Below are 14,872 nucleotides of genomic sequence, written 5' to 3' on the forward strand. Positions count from 1 at the left end.
TACAATAAAATGGTGATTAACTCGAACCATGCTATGATGAATTTAGCCAAGTATTGGTATTTTTCACCACTACTCTCTTAATTAAGCCATTTAAATAAAGCACTTTAATAACATTCACCGGCGCTCAAACCTCACAAGGACCCGCTATGCAGCAGAATCTTATTGGCGAATCCCCAAGCTTTCTCTCTGTTTTAGATAAAGTTTCTCAATTAGCACCAATCGAAAGACCCATTCTGATCATTGGGGAGCGTGGTACTGGTAAAGAGTTGATCGCTCAAAGGTTGCATTACCTTTCAAGACGCTGGGATCAACCTTTGATCTCGCTGAACTGCTCAACACTCAGTGAAGGTTTGATTGACTCGGAGTTGTTTGGTCATGAGTCAGGATCATTTACCGGCTCAAAAGGACGCCATCAAGGGCGTTTTGAAAGAGCAGAAGGTGGGACGCTGTTCTTGGATGAGTTGGCAACAACCCCTCTTTCGGTTCAAGAGAAACTATTACGCGTGATTGAATACGGCCAGTATGAGCGTGTAGGCGGACAGAAAGCATTAAGTGCCAATGTCAGGTTAGTCTGCGCGACTAATGCCAACCTGCCCGCTATGGCACTCAAAAGTGAATTCAGGCCCGACTTGTTAGATAGACTGGCGTTTGATGTCATTACCATCCCTCCGCTTCGCGAAAGAAAAGAAGACATCACATTGCTCGCTGAGTATTACGCCATCAAGATGTGTCGAGAGCTCCAACTGGATCTTTTTGTCGGCTTTGCACCATCGGCTGTCGAGGCACTGCTAGATTACTCTTGGCCCGGAAACGTTCGAGAACTGAAAAACGTTGTAGAGCGCGCTATCTATCAGCACGGCAAGAACCCATATCCTATTGAATATCTGGTATTTAACCCGTTTCAGCCAGCGTGGCAAAATGACCAAGATTCCACTCAGGAAATTGGCAATGAGCCAGCCAACGACCATACTTCATCAGAGGGCTCTTTTTCTTTGCCTCTCGATTACAAAGCATGGCAAGAGCAACAAGATATCAAACTACTCAATCAAGCCCTAAAGCAAAGCAAATACAATCAAAAACAAGCCGCCGAATTACTTGGGTTAACCTACAACCAATTACGTGGAATGGTGAGAAAGTACGCGATTGTCGGACAAGCGAACGATAAATAGCTGTCCACGCTTGATTATTATTTGGAGCCGAATAAATAAAATGTTAAATTGTCCGGATCTTGAGGCTCCTCTAACGCCTCGTTTCGAAAAGTATTTCTTTTTATGAAAGCACTAATAAGACTATCACTGAGCATCTGCACGCTTAGCTTTTTAGCTGGATGTGGTGAAAGTGTCGATCACGAGCAAATCCGTGAAAAAGGCTTCACTTATTGTGGCCAAGGTAACCCTAGTACGTTCAACCCACAACTGGTTGATAGTGGCATTACCTCTGAATCGTTGAGTCCTCAAATTTTCGACACGCTGCTCACTCTTGATCCAATGACATATCGACCAAAACAGAACCTAGCAACCAGCTGGTCTGTCGATAAATCAGGTACAGAGTACACCTTCACATTGCGACCAAACGTTTCGTTCCAAACCACCGATTGGTTTACACCGACTCGCAGCTTGAACGCACAAGATGTGGTCTTTAGTTTCGAACGTATTGTTGATAGCTCCAACCCATTCCATTATGTGGGTGGCGGTTTATATCCATGGTTCGCTGGCATCGATTTTCAGAATCTGATTGTTGATATCACAGCGGTCGATGACCTAACCGTAAAATTCCAATTAAGTCGCCCAGACAACTCATTTCTCAATAATATCGCCACCAGCTACGCCGTCATTCACTCCAAAGAATACGCCAACAAGCTTGTTGCCTCTGACGAGAAAAATGAACTCGACTCTAAGCCTGTCGGTACGGGACCTTTTTACCTAGACGAATACCAAATCAATGACCTAGTGCGCTTGAAAAAGAACAAGCACTACTGGAAGGGTGAAGTACAAATGGACCAAGTTGTGTTCGATACTTCCCAACGTGGTACCGGAACACTGGCCAAGCTTCTTCGCAGTGAATGTGATGTGTTGAATTCACCGATCTCTAGCCAAATCCCTATTATTCAGGCTCATGAAGAGTTAAAGATTTCCGCCACGCCTGCTGTGAATGTCTCTTTCATCGCACTAAACACAGAGCACCCTGCACTGCGTGACTCTCGTGTAAGAAAGGCGTTGAATTTGGCCATAAACCGCCAAAACATTCTCGACTCGGTTTACTACGGCACGGGCACGAAAGCCTACACGCTGTTGCCACCTACCTCTTGGGCTTACCAAAAAGACAGTGTTCAAGTTCGCTATGACCGTAACTACGCCGTTGCTCTTCTTAAAGAAGCTGGCGTAGAACCAGGGCTAGAGCTGTCAATGTGGGTTCCTCTAGAACCAAGAGCTTACAATCCGAGCCCAAGGAAAACCGCAGAATTAATCCAAGCTAACTTGGCCGACATAGGCATCGAACTGAAGCTCTATACCGATGACAGATTCGACCGTACACAACTGTCTTCTATCGCCTCTACCGATTTGCTTCTGACTGGCTGGATTGGCAATACGGGTGACCCAGATAACTTCTTACGTCCATTGCTCTCTTGCAGCTCTGAACGTGCCGGATTAAACGTTTCTATGTGGTGTAATTCAGACTTCGATTTCCTTCTGGATCTCGCTTTGGAAATTAATCAACAAAGGCACCGTGTGAACTTGTACCGACAAGCCCAAAACATTCTCAATGAAGAAGTTCCTGTGATCCCTCTGGCTCACGGTGTGCAATTTCGCGTGCACGACCGATCACTGACCGGCTTTAAACAGAGTCCGTTCAATGCCCAACCTTTTGATCAAGTCAGAAGAGAGGTGCGCTGATGTTTTGGTACACACTGAGACGCGTTAACTTATTCGTCATTACCCTCGCTATTCTTACGTTAGTGGGCTTTTCCCTACTTCGATTAGACCAAACTTCACCTTGGGCGATTCAAGATTTTTGGCCCGGTTGGATTAGCTATATCACCGAATTGTCGACGCTTAACTTTGGTTTGAGCAAGCATGGTGTCCCAATCATTGATGAGCTGGTTGTGGTATTCCCTGCTACTCTAGAGCTGTGTTTCTTTGCCTTTATTCTCGCGCTATTTATCGGTATTCCTTTTGGTACGATTGCGGGTATGAGACAAGGCAAGTTTGTCGATACCACTATATCGTTTACCTCGATGGCAGGTTACTCGGCACCGATCTTTTGGGTCGCGTTGTTGATGATAATGGTGTTCTCATTACACTTCGAGATGTTCCCGGTAGGTGGTCGTTACGATCTTCTCTATGAAATTGAACATGTGACGGGCTTTGCAATGATCGATGCGTTCTTCGCCGAAGGTAAATATCGCGCGCACGCTCTGCAAAGTGTTATAGAGCATATGGCATTGCCTTGTCTGGTTTTAGCATTAGCGCCAACCACTCAGGTTATTCGATTGATGCGTGCATCCGTAGCCGAAGTGATGACACAAAACTACATCCGTGCAGCACGAATTAAAGGTCTTTCAACACGAGAGATCGTCACCCAGCACGTGCTAAGAAATGCAATTCCACCGATCATTCCAAAGGTCGGAGTTCAACTATCAAGTATGTTAACGCTGGCTATCATCACCGAGTCTATCTTCAACTGGCCGGGCATTGGTCGCTGGCTACTCGATGCTCTGTCTAATCAAGATTACGTCTCAATTCAAGCGGGCGTGATTGTGGTTGCAACGTTGGTTCTGACTGCGAATATTTTGTCAGACCTATTGGGTGCAATGGTCAATCCACTGGTAAGGAAGGAATGGTATGCTAACAAATAACGTCTACCAGGAAGAACAAATTCCAACCCAGTTTGAGCGTTTCTGGCGAAGCTTTCGTGCCAACAACCTAGCGATGTTTGGGTTGTGGTGTTTGGGGCTGATCATTTTAGTGACGATAACTTCACCTTGGTTGGCACCTCACGATTCTCAAGAACAAACGGGGCATTTGTTAACACCGCCTTCTTGGGACCCGGCTGGTACGGTAGAGTATTTCCTAGGTACTGATGACTTAGGTCGAGACATTCTTTCTCGTCTAATCATTGGTTCACAGCTAACCTTTGGCGCAGCGGTTATCATTACCTTCATTGCAGCGGTTATCGGCTGCCTGATTGGCGTTCTCGCGGGCATGACTCGTGGGTTGCTATCAAGCACGCTAAACCACCTACTTGATACCGTTATGTCGATTCCGTCTTTGCTACTCGCGATCATCTTCGTGGCTTTTCTCGGCTTTGGTGAATTTAATATCTTACTGGCGCTTTGCTTGGCTTTAATACCGCGCTTTATCCGCTCGGTGTACATTGCCGTGCATGCAGAGGTAGAGAAAGACTATATTCTGGCTTCGCGTCTTGATGGTGCGAACGACTTCTATTTATTATGGAACTCGATTGTTCCTAATATTCTGACCGTTGTTGCGCTTGAGATTACACTGGCACTGTCAGTCGCCATTCTCGACATCACCGCTTTGGGCTTCTTAGGTTTAGGTGCACAAGCACCGAGCACTGAGTGGGGATCAATCTTGGGTGACTCAGTTGAATTGATTTACCTAGCACCATGGACAGTAACCCTACCCGGCTTAGCTATTATGTTTACCGTTATCGTTGTTAACCTCGTGGGTGAAGGTGTTCGCCAAGCGCTAAATGCAGGAATCGAATAATGCCACTACTTGATATTCGACACCTAACCATCGAAATTGAAACCCCGCAAGGGATGGTTAAAGCCGTTGATCGAATGAGTATTACCCTCAATGAAGGGGAAATTCGAGGTCTGGTGGGTGAATCTGGCTCTGGTAAAAGCTTGGTGGCAAAAGCGATCGTCGGCGTTTGTAAAGAGAACTGGAAAGTGTCTGCCGACCGAATGCGCCTTGGCAATATCGATTTGCTTCAGCTGACACCCAAAGAACGACGTCGTGTCATAGCGCGCGATATCGCCATGATCTTCCAAGAACCATCGACCTGTCTTGATCCCTCGGAAAAAGTGGGTCACCAGTTGATTGAAGCGATTCCTTCATATTCTTTCGAAGGCCGATGGTGGCAACGATTCAAATGGCGTAAGAAGCAGGCCGTTGCTCTACTGCACAAAGTCGGTATTAAAGATCACTCTCGCCTGATGGACAGTTATTCGTATGAGCTGACTGACGGTGAATGTCAAAAAGTCATGATTGCGATGGCAATCGCGGCTAAGCCAAAGATCTTGATTGCCGATGAACCGACTAACGATCTCGATCCAATCACACAATCGCAGATCTTGCGCTTGTTGAGCCGGATGAATCAACTTCACAACACGACGATTCTCCTCATTGGCCACGATTTAACGACCATCACTCAATGGGCAACACGAATAACTGTGATGTATTGCGGTCAATCCGTCGAATCAGCGGATACAGCAAAACTGTTGGATGTGCCAAAGCACCCCTATACGGTCGCACTGCTCAAAGCGATGCCTGACTTCAACGATTGGATTCCACACAAAGAAAAATTGCAGTCGCTGCCGGGATCAATCCCTCCATTGCAGCATCTACCGATTGGTTGCCGACTTGGCCCACGCTGTCCTTACGCACAAAGACAGTGTGTTGAGATCCCTCATACCAAACGAATTAAAAGCCACAAATTTAATTGCCATTTCCCTCTCAATATGGAGAAGAAAAAGAAATCATGAGTGCATTATTAGAAGTCAGTGATTTATCAAAAGACTTTACGACACGCTCTGGTCTTTTCCGTAAGAAGATCCATCAGGCAGTTAAACCTGTGAGCTTTAGTCTGGAAGCCGGCCAAACCATTGGTTTTATCGGCCAAAACGGCTCTGGTAAATCGACATTGGCACGAATGCTTGCAGGTATGGTAGAACCCACTTCGGGCGAAATTCGAGTTAACGGTGAAAGGCTTGAGCACAAAGACTATTCGACGCGCTGTAAGCTGATTCGCATGATCTTCCAAGATCCCAATACCTCGCTTAACCCGCGTATACAGATCGGTCGAATCCTTGAAGGTCCTTTAAAGCGAAATACAGGCATGCCTCCAGAAGCGCGTATGAAGCGCGTGAAAGAGACTTTGCTGCGTGTTGGACTGTTACCAGAGCACGCTTACTTTTATCCGCAGATGTTAGCGGCTGGTCAAAAACAAAGGGTATGTTTGGCGCGCGCCTTAATTCTTCAACCATCAATCATTGTTGCGGACGAAGCGTTGAATGGTTTAGACATGGCGATGCGTTCTCAGATCATCAACCTGTTCTTAGAGCTGCAAGAAGAGATGGGTGTATCGTTTGTTTACGTGTCTCAGCATATCGGTATCGTTAAGCACATCACCGATAAGATCATTGTCATGCACGAAGGAAACGTCGTTGAGTCTGGGGAAACACATGAAGTGCTCACCAACCCAACCCACCAGATCACTCAAAGACTGGTAGAAAGCCACTTCTTCAAAGCGCCAAACCACTAAGCTATATTCTCTCTCCCATCACTAATTAGAACATAGAGATGGGAGGTTTCGATGTGGTTCTCAAGGAGGAGAAACACTTGTTGATACCAATTCCAAATCTCAGACAAGCTCTCTTACTTGCATTTCCTTTATTAACGTTTCCTTTATTAACAATGCTTTCATTCAACGTTGCAAGCACTCCACTCACTTGGCTTGATAAAACGTTTGTCGAAAACGCATTTTATGATGTGGCGCTACGCCACGAATACGCTCAAGGCAACAAGCCGCTCGCCAAGTGGAAACAACCGATCAAGATATGGATCGATCACCGAGTCGGCGACGAAGAGCTTCATCAAGAACTCACTGAATTACACGTCCAACACCTAGCGCAAGTCACCCAACATCCGATTAAAATCGTCACACGAGAATCGGATGCGAACGTAAAATGGATATACACGCGACAAAGCAAGTGGATAGCTGAAGCCAAAACTGTACTCAAACTGAAATCCACACAGCATCTAAACAGCGCTATCTGTACTGCAGGCTATCGAACCAATTCCAAAGGGGAGATAGTATATGCGGGGATTGTTGTCCCAGTGGATCAAGCGAGAGCAAGAGGAAAGCTGGTCGCATGTATTGTTGAAGAGATCACACAAGTACTGGGGTTACCCAATGACTCAGACAAAGCCTACCCTTCTATCTTCAACGACTACACACCTGAAGACTTATTATCGCCACTAGATGTGGTACTGCTAAAGCTGTTGTATGAACCAGAGTTGAAGGTTGGAATGACCGAAGCACAAGCAAAACCCATAGTTCGAAAGATATTGAAGAGATACAGCGAAACAAGCGTTCTACAACAAGCTTCTAAAGCAGCACAGCAGGCACCTTTGTACCAACTTATTGGGTATTAACGAAATGACCGAGCGTTAACGGAATGGCTGAATACTAACGGAATAACTGGTGACTAACGGAAGAATCGGTTACTAACGAAATAACTGGTTATTAACGGAAATCAGTTGAGTGTTGCTTTGTTTTTTGGAAAGCAGCTTAGAAGGGATAATAGCAATGTAGCGCTGCCTAAAAAGGCAACGCTGAATTACGATGTTGCAGTGTTACTGGAACAAAAAAGCATTAGCGCTTAGCAGCCTGCTTCTTCAACTCGAAATCAAATTCGTCAGGGAACAAGATAACCCCTTCTTCTTGCTCGTTCGGGAATACCACAACGGCAAGTTCATCGTCTTCTAGACCATTCGTCCAGCGACTGTGCCACTTGTTCAAAGAGATAGACTCAGCTTTACATTCAGACCAATCACCCGTCGCCCACGATTCTGCGAACTCTTGGTTTGGCCATACTGGAACACAATCTTCGTCTTCGGTGTTCAGCATCACACAACCGTGCTCATCGGTTAAGATCCATACTTCACGGTTCGCTACGATTTCTTTCACACAGTATTTCAGGCGTTGCTCACCCGTATACTTATTAATTTCAGCGATTTTTTTGTCGTCTAGCTGTGTAGTCATCTTAATTTCCTACGTTAGTCAGTAACTTTGTTCATTTTATGCTGAGTAGCATTAACTTCAAATATTTCTATTGAGAAGAAAGTCTACTTCAAAGAAAAACGCCTGCTAAATTAGCAGGCGTTTATAATTAAGCGACTTGGTTAAACAAGCTCGCCTTGAAGCCAAGGCCAACCTTGCTTCTTACGGCTAAGTGTATTTTCCATCATCAATACACCGTCTTTCTCGAATTTAACCAGCTTATCAGCCCACTCACCTTTGTATAGAAGACGAGTTTGAGCTGTAGTGATATCTGTCAGCATTACTGCAGCGAACGCTAGACCATCTTTCTCACAACGCGCTTCAAGATCAGCTTCTAGAGCTTCGATCATGCCGTCTACTTGCTCAAGAGTAGCAAGCTCAACTTGACCAACAACAACATCGCGACCGTTGAATGGGTAGCCTTTAAGGTCTTTTTCTACTAGCTGTGCAGCAGATAGGCCTTCGATGTTTGTTTTAGCAATTAGAAGTGCTTTGATGAAAGCATCAACGTCTGTTACGCCAGCGATTTCAGCAAGCTCAGCAACAGCGTCTTTGTCTTTTTGAGTACATGTTGGAGAAGCAAAACCAACCGTGTCTGAAAGAATTGCAGACATCATCAGTTTAGCGATCTGTTGAGAGATAGCATGACCTTCAATCTTGAACATGTTGAAAAGTACAGTGTTTGTACAACCAACAGGCCAGATCCAAGCTTCCATAGGGTTAACTGTCATCACGTCACCTAGACGGTGGTGATCGACAATGCCTACGATCTCTGCTTCAGCAACATCGTCTGGTGCTTGTGCTAGATCTGAGTAGTCTACTAGCCAGATTTTCTCACCAGCAACAGAAGTACGAAGCTCTGGCTTTTCAGCACCAGCGACTTCAAGAATGTGTTGAGTTTCGCGGTTGATCTCGCCTTGGCGAATTGGTGTCGCTTCCTCGCCACGAGCTTTAAGAAGCTCCGTTGCAACTAACGCACTACAAATACTGTCACTATCAGGGTTTTTGTGACCAACAACTAAAATCATGTTTCTTCCTATTACACTAACAATTATGACTCTACCTTTAGAGCCTCTCTTTATTAGCCATACTTTACCTCATTTTTTTAGATTGGTCATGTTTCCTAGGTTTAGCCAATGGTAACAATAGATAAAAAAACAACAAATGCAATTGATAATTATTATCATTCGTATATATTTATCTCAAGCCACTAATTTTGAGTAACACCTATGGATCGACTAATCTCTTTTTTGCCAAGCAGTAGCGCTGCGAAAACAACTCAGTTTTCACTGTCTTTTAAGCGCCTGCTATTACCGATTTCACTTGCAGCATTGGTTGCGGCCCCTGCTACACGTGATCTGACAGTAACGACCTTGTCAGACGCATTCTGGGCGGTATCTTGTTATGTCGCTTTAACATTAGCCATTTACCACTGGTTAAGCTTGTACATCAACAAAGACAACGTCTTCAACAAGCTCGTGCATCAATCTCGATCTAACCAAGTCGTATTTGCTGCTCTGATGGGGGCATTGCCTGGTTGTGGTGGTGCTATAGTCGTTACCACGCAGTTTATTTCTGGGAAGTTGGGGTTTGGAGCCGTCGTGGCTGTACTGGTCTCCACCATGGGTGACGCAGCCTTCTTGTTGATTGCGAGCGAACCTAAGACAGGCTTAGCCATGATGGCAATGGGCGTCATTGTCGGTACAGCGTCAGGTCGCATCATCAACCTATTTCACGCTGATGATTTTTTACGTCCGAAACAGACAGAGAAAAATGAAGCAGCGCGTAGCTGTTCATCTCAATCTCAAGAGGAAGACAAAGAAGCCGTTTCTAAAAAGGCAATCAACCTACAGGGCTACTTATGGTCTGTCCTTATTATTCCTGGAGCTGCAGTTGCCCTACTTGGATCCTTTCAAGTCGACGTCAACGAGTTGCTTGCGTTACCTGAAATGTCGATGGAATGGACAGGAACGATCTTGTTGATTAGCTCGATGTTCCTATGGGGTCTGACTCGTGAAATTGAAGATTATAAATCGGCCGTCAGTGAAGATGAGAAGTGTGTAGGCTCACACTCGTTACAAAAAACGGCTCAAGATACTAACTTCGTGACCGCTTGGGTTGTGGTGGCGTTTCTTTTCTTTGAATTTGGTTCTGTGATAGCAAATGTGGATTTTGCGACGCTATTCTCAAGTTGGGGCATCATGCTCCCCCTGGCTGGCGTGTTGATGGGGCTATTACCTGGCTGTGGTCCTCAGCTATTGGTGACTAGTCTTTATCTGTCAGGTGCACTGCCACTCTCGGCTCAGGTTGGTAACGCTATTTCAAATGATGGTGACGCGCTATTCCCTGCGATTGCAATGGCACCGAAAGCAGCGCTTGTCGCGACCTTGTATTCCAGTGTGCCAGCATTAATCTGTGCATACGGTTATTGGTTTATGTTCGAGCTGTAGCTTGACGTTCCAGGCTTAGGTTTACCTTCAAGGTTTACGCTCAACTCCATAGGTTTCTATTAAGTCGGTACTTTGTATCGGCCTTTTTGTTTCCAGTAATCTAAGTGTTTCCAATAACCTAAACTTCTCACAAGAGATTCTTTTGACTTACCCTCTCGGCTCAATTACTTAAGTCGCATCACATGATAGCGCTTCCCATATACGCCTCCATAAGCGTCGCTACAATGCTTAAGTAGAAATCCCAACACGTATACACCAGAAAAACAAAAAGCCCCTGTAAGAATCCTTACAGGGGCTTTAATTCAAGCTTTAATCTTGATTCTCAAGTACAAGTCTTAAGAAACTTCGATTGGACCACCGAATGAAGTTACTGGAGGCAATTTGCCTTGGAACTTCTCGAAATCAACCAAACAAGTGTTTGCTGAAGTCGCTTGAGCTAGCTCAGATGAGCCGATGTCTTGAGTTAGTGTGTTTGGATCACCGTAAGTATCTAGCGCGCCCACTTTCTCGTTGATCGGGCCGTACCAAGCACCTTCTTCGATACGAACAACACCAGGAGCATAGCTATCCATTAGAACAGCACCTGCTAGTAGTTGACCACGGTCGTTGAACACACGTACTACATCGCCGTCTTTGATGCCTTTCTTCTTAGCATCCGTTGGGTTGATGTAGATTGGCTCACGGCCTTGTACCGCGTATGTCGCACGCCACTCTTCAGATTCACACATCTGAGAGTGAAGACGCTTGTCCGGGTGACAAGATTGTAGCCAGTACGGGTGTTTGTCAGAGCCTGGACCACCGTGTGAACGTTCAGATTTCTCGAACCACATTGGGTGTTCTTGACAGTGCTCGTAACCCATGTTGCCAACAGTACGGCTTGTGATTTCAATGAAACCAGAAGGAGTACCTAGTGCGTTGATCTCTGGATCTTCACGGAATGAAGCGTGACGAGTCCATGGCTTACCTTTACCGAAGTCTAGGAAACCTTTTTCCCAGAACTCAGCAAACTCAGGCATTTCAATCGTGCCTTCGTTTGAAGCGCGGCAATCGTCATACAGAGATTTAACCCACTGCATTTCGTCCATACCACGTGTGTAGTCGTCGTAACGACCCCAACGCTTAGTCAGGCTAGACATGATCTCGAAGTCAGTCTTAGACTGGAACAGAGGATCCACTAGCTTGTGCATTGCGATCAAACCACGACCAGAGTACGCACCGTAACCATCGATATCGTTACGTTCCCACTGAGTACAAGCTGGAAGAACAATATCAGAGTGACGACAAGTTGCAGTCCAAGCGAAATCAACAGCCACTACAGTTTGTAGGCTCTTGAATGCTTTACGCATCTTGTTGCGATCTTGGTGGTGGTGCCACGGGTTGTTACCACTGAAGACCATCATCTTGATGTCAGGCAATGTCACAGTAGAACCGTTCGCTTTGATCTTCTTACCAGGTTCAAGCAGGCTATCTACCCAACGAGCAACTGGGATTACGCGGCTGTAACCGTTGTAATCTGTGTTGGTGTGCTTAGGTGATTGACCTTGGTCGATGTTCAACGGGAAAGAGCCCGGAGCAGCGAAGCCAGTTGAAGATACACCGATACCTGAGTAGTGGTGACCGTAAGAGATACCGCCGCCAGGTAGACCGATTTGGCCAACCATTGCTGCGATAACCGCACACATCCAGTAAGGCTGTTCACCGTGCTCTTGACGCTGAATACTCCAGCCAACCAAGATTTGAGTGCGACCGTTAACCAGCATTTTCGCGAAATCACGGATCGAATCAGCACTTGCGCCACAGATTGGTGCAGCCCATTCAGGTGTCTTCTCAACTTTATCTTTCGTTTCACCTTGAACGTACTTGATGAAGTCTTCAAAACCTAGACAGTAAGTTTCGATGAACTTCTTGTCGTATAGGCCTTCGTTGTAAAGAACGTGAGCAACACCTAGCATGAACGCCACATCAGTTTGTGGGTTAATGTACATTTGCTCGTTTTCTAGGTAACGGCCTGTTTTGTTTTGAACAGGGTCAACAGAAACAACGTTGATCTCTTTCTTAGCAACTTTCTCTTTCAACTGCTCTAGGTAAGCGAATGATTCGTGAGTCTCACACGTCCACCCTACTTGCAGGTTTTTCACTGGATCGTTACCCCAAAGAACAATGTTGTCACTGTTTTCTAGGATAAGTTCCCAAGATGTACCTTGAGCATATACTTCAGTAGAACCTAGCACGTAAGGCATGATCGTTTGACCAGCACCTGTCGAGTAGTCACCGATTTTCTTCACAGAGTAACCGTGAAGTGCCATTGCGCGTTGCATGTGGTTAGTACAGCTGTGGAACTGACCTGTTTGTCTCCAACCTGTTTGACCAGTGTGAAGCGCCCATGGACCGTAATCTTTCTGTACACGTTCTAGTTCGCGGTAAACAAGGTCTAATGCCTCGTCCCAAGTCACACGAACAAAACGGTTGTTACCACGCGTGTCTGCGCTGTATTTGTGCTTCTTCAACCAATCTAGGCGAACCATAGGGTAACGCACACGTGATGGGCTGTAGATAATGCCTTTGATACCTTTCAACATCTCTGTTGGATGCTGATCGATTTCTAGAGGCTTAATTTCTTGTACTTTACCCGCATAAACGCGAGCTCGGAATGCACCCCAGTGAGAACCAGAGACTTTCCACGTACCATCCGTTTCTGCAGCTGAAGCCGATGCCGACGCCAATAAGCTAGGACCGATAACCGATGCCGCACTTGTTGTAGCGACACCTTTCAGAAAACTTCTTCTTGTAATTGCCATTGTGTTACTCCAATTGACGTCTTATTAGTGGCCTTCAGAAAAATCTGATGAGTGCTTCTGTAGATACTTAAGAACAAGTGCTTCTGTATCTGTATCGAAGTTCACGAATGCGATCATACCATCTAGCATGCCTACCCAACCGTTAGCGCTGAAGTGGCCTTCATCTGGTTGTGAGTGACAAGTAGAACAGTTTGACTGGTAAGCCTGACCTGCTGCGCTCCAAATTGGATCGAAGTTATCAACCATAGACTCTTTCTTCATCCAAAGTGCTAGGTCAACTTTTTCCCATGGAAGGCCCGTTAGCTCATCTTCTTTCTTCTCACCAACAGTGATAACGTCACTTTGAGAGACTTCTTTCGTCAAGATTGCCGTTGAGATGTTCATACCGAAGTCTTCTTGGATTACACGTCCGAAGCCCTTCGCTTTACGCCAACCGTCGATTTGAATCTTGATCATGTCGCCTTTTTCTTCGATCACGGCAACTTGGCTTGCAGGGCTTAATAGACCCGCTTCAACTTCAGCTGTTTCATCCGTGTACATAGGTAGGTGACGGATTGAAATAACATTGTTACCTGATGCGTAAGACGTGCTACCCGCAACATTTTCTAGCTCACCAACAATACCGCTCGCTGATGCCATATCTAGAGGTAAGTTATGAGCAATACCTTTATGACAGTCAACACAGCTTTGATCGCGCTCTGCCGCGTTCTTCATTTGGATACGCGCTGTTGGGCGCATGTTCTCGAAGTCCATCGAGTCGTAGTTGTGACAGTTTTTACATTCAAGAGATTTGTTCGAAGAGAAACGATCCCATTCGTGTTTAGCCAGTTCGATACGACGAGCTTCAAATTTCTCTGGTGTGTCTAGGTCACCAAATACTTGAGCGAATACTTCTTTAGATGCTTGCATCTTACGAGCAATTTTTGCTGTCCATTCATGTGGAACGTGACAGTCAGGACAAGTTGCGCGTACACCAGATGTATTTTTCCAGTGAACCGTTTCTTGTAGTTCTACGTATACGTTGTCACGCATGGTGTGACAGCTTACACAAAATTCTTCTGTGTTGGTTGCTTCTAACGCAGTGTTAAAGCCGCCCCAGAAAATAACACCGGCGATAAAGCCACCCATGGTTAGTACACCAAGACTGATGTGTACTGCTGGGCGAGTCATTGTGCGCCATAATTTAACTAAAAATGATTTCATGTTTAGCTCTCTTAAAAATTAGTTCTAATAAAAATGTGATAGCAAGAGGGCATTACATGCCGCCGTGTGCACCTGGAGGACCTAATACAAACACTTGCAGTGCCCAAACTAGAAAGCCGTAGCCTCCTACAAAAGCCACACTTAATATTGGAAAGAGAACCACCGCAATGAAGAGGAATGACTTCCACTCCAACGAGCGTTTTTCGCCAGTTTCAATTTTCTTAACATCACTCATACATTTTGCCTATTTTGTATTTAGTAATTTCGAGTAACCCATTCTATGGGGCTAAAGTTCTTGAGTATCTAACGATGAATTTTAGACCATACACAAAGTAGGGTTCAATCAAATCTCCCGTTATAACCCTTGCTAATCAATACTTTTTTGAGCTC

General features: G+C 45.5%; 13 protein-coding genes. 8 read left to right on the forward strand and 5 right to left on the reverse strand.

The window, feature by feature from the left end; translation table 11 throughout:
* Positions 1–146: 146 nt before the first annotated feature.
* The 7 genes from pspF (at position 147) to BCT49_RS11820 (ending at position 7,403) form a co-directional block, all read left to right on the forward strand.
* Positions 147–1,169, forward strand: coding sequence for a phage shock protein operon transcriptional activator (gene pspF / locus BCT49_RS11790; RefSeq protein ID WP_102435355.1), 1,023 nt, complete (start codon positions 147–149; stop codon positions 1,167–1,169).
* A 102-nt stretch (positions 1,170–1,271) separates the two neighbouring features.
* Positions 1,272–2,894 (forward strand): ABC transporter substrate-binding protein SapA, encoded by a 1,623-nt coding sequence (gene sapA / locus BCT49_RS11795; RefSeq protein WP_102435356.1) that lies wholly within the window; start codon positions 1,272–1,274, stop codon positions 2,892–2,894.
* Entirely contained in the window at positions 2,894–3,856 is a 963-nt protein-coding gene (locus BCT49_RS11800) for an ABC transporter permease (protein WP_017108393.1), read from the forward strand. Before sapA ends, BCT49_RS11800 begins: the two co-directional genes overlap by 1 nt.
* Complete coding sequence (locus BCT49_RS11805; RefSeq protein ID WP_017108394.1) at positions 3,843–4,730, forward strand: ABC transporter permease subunit; 888 nt, start codon at positions 3,843–3,845, stop codon at positions 4,728–4,730. Before BCT49_RS11800 ends, BCT49_RS11805 begins: the two co-directional genes overlap by 14 nt.
* A complete protein-coding gene (locus tag BCT49_RS11810; protein WP_102435358.1) occupies positions 4,730–5,731 on the forward strand; it encodes a peptide ABC transporter ATP-binding protein in 1,002 nt (333 codons plus the stop codon). The genes BCT49_RS11805 and BCT49_RS11810 overlap by 1 nt, the downstream gene beginning before the upstream one ends.
* On the forward strand, positions 5,728–6,510 hold the full coding sequence (locus tag BCT49_RS11815) for a peptide ABC transporter ATP-binding protein (RefSeq protein ID WP_102435360.1): 783 nt from the start codon (positions 5,728–5,730) through the stop codon (positions 6,508–6,510). The genes BCT49_RS11810 and BCT49_RS11815 overlap by 4 nt, the downstream gene beginning before the upstream one ends.
* Before the next feature lie 152 nt (positions 6,511–6,662).
* Positions 6,663–7,403 carry a DUF2927 domain-containing protein gene (locus tag BCT49_RS11820; protein ID WP_102435412.1) on the forward strand — a complete coding sequence of 247 codons (741 nt, stop codon included), beginning with the start codon at positions 6,663–6,665 and terminating at the stop codon, positions 7,401–7,403.
* 220 nt (positions 7,404–7,623) lie between these two features.
* Here the strand turns inward: BCT49_RS11820 and BCT49_RS11825 are convergent, their stop codons facing one another.
* Both BCT49_RS11825 and BCT49_RS11830 read right to left on the reverse strand, forming a co-directional pair.
* Positions 7,624–8,013 carry a DUF2750 domain-containing protein gene (locus BCT49_RS11825; protein WP_004734596.1) on the reverse strand — a complete coding sequence of 130 codons (390 nt, stop codon included), beginning with the start codon at positions 8,011–8,013 and terminating at the stop codon, positions 7,624–7,626.
* A 140-nt stretch (positions 8,014–8,153) separates the two neighbouring features.
* Complete coding sequence (locus BCT49_RS11830; RefSeq protein ID WP_017104082.1) at positions 8,154–9,059, reverse strand: manganese-dependent inorganic pyrophosphatase; 906 nt, start codon at positions 9,057–9,059, stop codon at positions 8,154–8,156.
* 201 nt (positions 9,060–9,260) lie between these two features.
* Here BCT49_RS11830 and BCT49_RS11835 point away from each other — a divergent pair, with 201 nt between their 5' ends.
* Complete coding sequence (locus BCT49_RS11835) at positions 9,261–10,481, forward strand: putative manganese transporter (protein WP_102435362.1); 1,221 nt, start codon at positions 9,261–9,263, stop codon at positions 10,479–10,481.
* A 335-nt stretch (positions 10,482–10,816) separates the two neighbouring features.
* On the opposite strand, the gene torA is transcribed toward BCT49_RS11835, so the two are convergent.
* Genes torA through torE form a run of 3 tightly spaced genes read right to left on the reverse strand, consistent with a single transcriptional unit; the run spans position 10,817 to position 14,717 of the window.
* Positions 10,817–13,279 carry a trimethylamine-N-oxide reductase TorA gene (torA, locus tag BCT49_RS11840; RefSeq protein ID WP_102435363.1) on the reverse strand — a complete coding sequence of 821 codons (2,463 nt, stop codon included), beginning with the start codon at positions 13,277–13,279 and terminating at the stop codon, positions 10,817–10,819.
* 24 nt (positions 13,280–13,303) lie between these two features.
* Positions 13,304–14,482 (reverse strand): pentaheme c-type cytochrome TorC, encoded by a 1,179-nt coding sequence (torC, locus tag BCT49_RS11845; RefSeq protein ID WP_102435365.1) that lies wholly within the window; start codon positions 14,480–14,482, stop codon positions 13,304–13,306.
* Between the two features lie 52 nt (positions 14,483–14,534).
* Positions 14,535–14,717, reverse strand: coding sequence for a trimethylamine N-oxide reductase system protein TorE (gene torE, locus BCT49_RS11850; RefSeq protein WP_017093170.1), 183 nt, complete (start codon positions 14,715–14,717; stop codon positions 14,535–14,537).
* Between the last annotated feature and the right edge of the window lie 155 nt (positions 14,718–14,872).

Origin of the sequence: Vibrio lentus, assembly GCF_002875945.1 — a bacterium.
Lineage (GTDB): Bacteria > Pseudomonadota > Gammaproteobacteria > Enterobacterales > Vibrionaceae > Vibrio > Vibrio apostichopi.

What these genes read in the sequence shown, in the direction of transcription:
- pspF (WP_102435355.1), top strand. Translation starts at nt 147, where the DNA reads ATGCAGCAGAATCTTATTGGCGAATCCCCAAGCTTTCTCTCTGTTTTA.
- sapA (WP_102435356.1), top strand. Translation starts at nt 1,272, where the DNA reads ATGAAAGCACTAATAAGACTATCACTGAGCATCTGCACGCTTAGCTTT.
- BCT49_RS11800 (WP_017108393.1), top strand. Translation starts at nt 2,894, where the DNA reads ATGTTTTGGTACACACTGAGACGCGTTAACTTATTCGTCATTACCCTC.
- BCT49_RS11805 (WP_017108394.1), top strand. Translation starts at nt 3,843, where the DNA reads ATGCTAACAAATAACGTCTACCAGGAAGAACAAATTCCAACCCAGTTT.
- BCT49_RS11810 (WP_102435358.1), top strand. Translation starts at nt 4,730, where the DNA reads ATGCCACTACTTGATATTCGACACCTAACCATCGAAATTGAAACCCCG.
- BCT49_RS11815 (WP_102435360.1), top strand. Translation starts at nt 5,728, where the DNA reads ATGAGTGCATTATTAGAAGTCAGTGATTTATCAAAAGACTTTACGACA.
- BCT49_RS11820 (WP_102435412.1), top strand. Translation starts at nt 6,663, where the DNA reads ATGCTTTCATTCAACGTTGCAAGCACTCCACTCACTTGGCTTGATAAA.
- BCT49_RS11825 (WP_004734596.1), bottom strand. Translation starts at nt 8,013, where the DNA reads ATGACTACACAGCTAGACGACAAAAAAATCGCTGAAATTAATAAGTAT.
- BCT49_RS11830 (WP_017104082.1), bottom strand. Translation starts at nt 9,059, where the DNA reads ATGATTTTAGTTGTTGGTCACAAAAACCCTGATAGTGACAGTATTTGT.
- BCT49_RS11835 (WP_102435362.1), top strand. Translation starts at nt 9,261, where the DNA reads ATGGATCGACTAATCTCTTTTTTGCCAAGCAGTAGCGCTGCGAAAACA.
- torA (WP_102435363.1), bottom strand. Translation starts at nt 13,279, where the DNA reads ATGGCAATTACAAGAAGAAGTTTTCTGAAAGGTGTCGCTACAACAAGT.
- torC (WP_102435365.1), bottom strand. Translation starts at nt 14,482, where the DNA reads ATGAAATCATTTTTAGTTAAATTATGGCGCACAATGACTCGCCCAGCA.
- torE (WP_017093170.1), bottom strand. Translation starts at nt 14,717, where the DNA reads ATGAGTGATGTTAAGAAAATTGAAACTGGCGAAAAACGCTCGTTGGAG.